Below are 3,422 nucleotides of genomic sequence, written 5' to 3'. Positions count from 1 at the left end.
GCAGCCTCGGCTACCGCAGTCCCGCCGAATACGAGACCGTCCTGGCGGCCTGACCACCACACCAACGGTGTCCGTCAAAGCGGAGCAAGCTCAGAGGCTGCCAAGTGATGGGCTCCGCGATGCCGTGCTCGCGTAGGAACTCCTGAGCCGCCTGCTCCAGCTCGTCGGCGAGATCGGGTGTGACGTCGGTGATGAAGCTGGCCAGCATGGAGCGCTCGGAGGGAGTCGACACGGCCAAGTCGGGGGCTGTGAGATCGGCGGGCATCCCGCTGATGCGTTCGAACAGGACGGCGCGGGCCAGCTTTCGGCGGAGCTTTCGAACGCTTGAGCGAACGCGGATTCGAACGAAAGTCGGCTCTCACCTGCACAGGCGAATCGAACACGCTGCGCCGCTGCCCCCCGCGCGGATTTCGGATCACCCTCTGCCGTCGCGTAGTGTTCGGCATCGCCCGCGCGCAGGCACGGACAGCAGACCGACCCGGTGGTGAAGAGACATGGACGGCGCGCGGCGCACCTGGCAGCCCGCCTTCACCGTCGACCTCGATCACATCCTCGGCCCCATCTCCCGAGGCGCCGGCGACCCGACAGCCTCATGGGAAGCGGGCGGACTGTGGCGAGCGTTCCGCACCCCGGCTGGCACCGGCACCATCCGGATCACCACCCACCCCCAGACCGCCGAGATCACCGCCACGGCGTGGGGACCGGCCGCCGACTGGCTTCTGGACCGGCTGCCCACCCTGCTCGGCGCCGACGACGACCCCGACCAGCTCCATCTGCCGCCCGGCCCGCTGCGCGAGGTCCAGCGCCGCAACCCCGGCCTGCGCCTCGGCGCGACCGGTCTGGTCATGGACTCCCTCATCCCCGCGATCCTGGAGCAGAAAGTCACCGTCACCGAGGCCTTCCGCGGCTGGCGCTACCTCCTGCGCCGCTTCGGCACCCCGGCACCCGGACCGCACCCTGCACTGCGGGTGATCCCCTCCGCGACCCAGTGGGCGGCGATCCCGAGCTGGGAGTGGCACAAGGCCGGCGTCGACCCCAAGCGCTCCAGCACGGTGCTGCGCGCCGTCCGGCTCGCTCCTCGCCTCGAAGAAGCCGCCGCCATGAACAGCCAGGCGGCCTTCGCCCGGCTGACCTCCGTGCCGGGAATCGGGATCTGGACCGCAGCTGAGACCCTCCAGAGATCCAACGGCGACGCCGACGCTGTCTCCGTCGGCGACTTTCACCTCGCGAACCACGTCGGGTTCTGCCTGGCCGGCCGGGCCCGGTCCAGCGATGAACAGATGCTGGAACTGCTCGCCCCCTTCGCCCCGCACCGCCACCGCGTGTGCCGACTCATCCGCCTCACCGGTGCCCGTGCCCCGCGCTACGGCCCCAGACTCGCCCCGAACGACCACCGCCACCGCTGACGCCACGGCCACCACCCCCGCCCCACCGTCCGCGCAGTACGGTCGCAGCGTGAGCGATCAGCACCCGCAGCCCCTCCACCACCCGGCCGGATCCCTGGCACCGGACGCCGTGACCCAGCTGCCAGTCGAAGACCTGGTCTACGAGGCCGCCGACGCCACCGTCCGCACCAGCGCACCAGAGCACGGGCTGCTGCTGCTGGCCGAGCTGCAGCGCCGCGGCGACCACGCACTGTGGGAAGCCGCCCTGGTGTGCCTGGGACCGCTCTCCTCCCGCCCCGTCTACGGCCTTCCCGAGGAAGCCGGCGTGGACCGCCTGCGGCAGATCGCCCGAACCACGCCCGACGCGGTCACCGCCCTGGTTCTCGAACTCCAGGCCCGGCACCGCAGCATCGGCACGCAGGCCGCGCACCTGGTCTGGCAAGAAGCACCCGCCGACGTCCGCCACACCGCCATGCTCCAGCTGCTCATCATGCTGTGCTGGTCGGTCGGGTCCGAGCACGGCCAGCTGACCGCCGCGCAGACGGTGGCCCTGATCAAAAGCCTCGTTGTCACCCCCGGCGTGCCGGAGTGACCGGCGCTCAGCAGTGCCGAGCCGGGCGCGGCGAACGCCCATAAGACCTGTAGTAGAGCCGCAGGCGGGCAGAAGCCCGAATTCGGCCGGTACCGTCACCGTCCGCGCGTCCTGCTCACACGAGCCGACCTCACCATGGACCAGCTCACCACGGCGGGATCGCCCATGCGCTGAACCGGCAGCGCCAGCCCAGCTGAGCCCGCCGAGCCGCTCCTGGGTGGGCCGGCCGCGACCTCACCCAGAGCCTGCTTCTCCAACGCGGCGAGCGCCTGCTGGTCATCCGCGAACTGCACGACCAGGCCCAGCTGCGTTCCCTCGCCGACGCTCGGCGCCACGGATGAACAGCTTCACGATGCGGTGCGTAGACGACGGCCTCGGGGGCGCTGGGCGCGTTCGAGGGCGTGCTGGAGCTGGTCACGGTTCATGGTGGAGCGCTGGGGGATGTCGAGATCGCTGGCCCGCTTGTAGAGCTCGGCCTTCGTGAGCGCCCCCAGGTCCTCGGCTTTGGAGGAGGTCCCGGTGCGCTTCTTCGCGCCAGCGGCGGGCTGCGCCCGCTTCGCGGTGATGGTCTTCTTCCCGCTGGCTGTCTTCGGGGTTCGGCTCGTACGGGGTGCGGCCTTGCGGGCGCGGTGGCGTGAGGGCTTTGCTTCCTCGGCTTCCTGGTCGGCCGTGGCACGGTCCTTGGCGGTGGCCAGGCTGCGGTTGAGGACGTCCATCAGGTCGACCACGTTGGTGGGCGTCTCCTGCGGGCCTTGGGAGACGGCGATCTCCTTGCCGGCGGCCTTGGCCTCGATGAGCTCGCGGACCTGCTCGGCGAAGGTGTCGTGGTACTCGTCCGGGTTCCAGTCGACGGCGAGCATGTCGATCAGCTGCCGGGCCGCGGCGAGTTCCTTCTCACCGACCGCGGTGGTGGCGGCGGGCAGGTCGTCGACCTCGCGGCGGGGGTCGCGGACCTCGTCGGCGAAGTGCATGGTGTGGGTGACCAGCATCCCCTTCTCGGCCTGCACTGCGGTCAGGTACTCCTTGCCGCGCATCGCGAACAGGGAGACTCCGGCTCTGTTCGACTCTTCCAGGGCTTTCACCAGCAAGGCGTAGATCTTGGCGTACTCCTTGCCCTTGGGACCGAGGTAGTAGGTGGTGTCGAAGAAGATCGGATCGACCTGGTCGAGGTCGACGAACCCGCGGATCTCGATCGTCCTGGACCGGCCGGGGGAGAGCTGCTCCAGTTCCTCGGGCTCCACGATCACGTACTCGACCTCAGCCAGCTCGTAGCCCTTCACGATCTCGCTGTACGACACCTCCTCACCGGTACGCTCGTTGACCCGCCGGGTCCGCACCCGGTCCGCCGTACCGCGCTGGATCTGATGGAAACTCACCGTGTGGGACTCGGTCGCCGAGTACAGCGCCACGGGCAGGGTGACCAGCCCGAAAGACAGCACCCCGGT

5 protein-coding genes are annotated in these 3,422 nt (G+C 70.0%); 2 read left to right on the top strand and 3 right to left on the bottom strand.

Annotated features, from left to right (window positions below):
- Positions 1-10: 10 nt before the first annotated feature.
- Positions 11-238 (bottom strand): hypothetical protein, encoded by a 228-nt coding sequence (locus tag ACWDAK_RS40865; RefSeq protein ID WP_427396107.1) that lies wholly within the window; start codon positions 236-238, stop codon positions 11-13.
- Between the two features lie 256 nt (positions 239-494).
- Here ACWDAK_RS40865 and ACWDAK_RS40860 point away from each other — a divergent pair, with 256 nt between their 5' ends.
- Positions 495-1,406, top strand: a complete 912-nt coding sequence (locus tag ACWDAK_RS40860; protein ID WP_427396106.1) for a DNA-3-methyladenine glycosylase family protein — start codon at positions 495-497, stop codon at positions 1,404-1,406.
- Positions 1,407-1,455: 49 nt separating this feature from the next.
- Positions 1,456-1,977, top strand: coding sequence for a hypothetical protein (locus ACWDAK_RS40855; protein ID WP_344641285.1), 522 nt, complete (start codon positions 1,456-1,458; stop codon positions 1,975-1,977).
- Positions 1,978-2,072: 95 nt separating this feature from the next.
- Here ACWDAK_RS40855 and ACWDAK_RS40850 read toward each other — a convergent pair whose 3' ends face one another.
- Both ACWDAK_RS40850 and ku read right to left on the bottom strand, forming a co-directional pair.
- Positions 2,073-2,312 (bottom strand): hypothetical protein, encoded by a 240-nt coding sequence (locus ACWDAK_RS40850; RefSeq protein WP_344641286.1) that lies wholly within the window; start codon positions 2,310-2,312, stop codon positions 2,073-2,075.
- 12 nt (positions 2,313-2,324) lie between these two features.
- Positions 2,325-3,422: non-homologous end joining protein Ku (gene ku / locus ACWDAK_RS40845; RefSeq protein ID WP_449806585.1), on the bottom strand; the 1,098-nt coding region annotated here is incomplete at its 5' end.

The sequence above is a fragment of the Kitasatospora sp. NPDC001175 genome (assembly GCF_053598215.1).
The sequence above is the reverse complement of the archived record's forward strand: the minus strand, read 5'-3'. Positions and strand labels throughout refer to the sequence as shown.

Excerpts from the sequence above, each read along its gene's own strand:
- ACWDAK_RS40860 (WP_427396106.1), top strand. The coding sequence starts at position 495 with ATGGACGGCGCGCGGCGCACCTGGCAGCCCGCCTTCACCGTCGACCTC.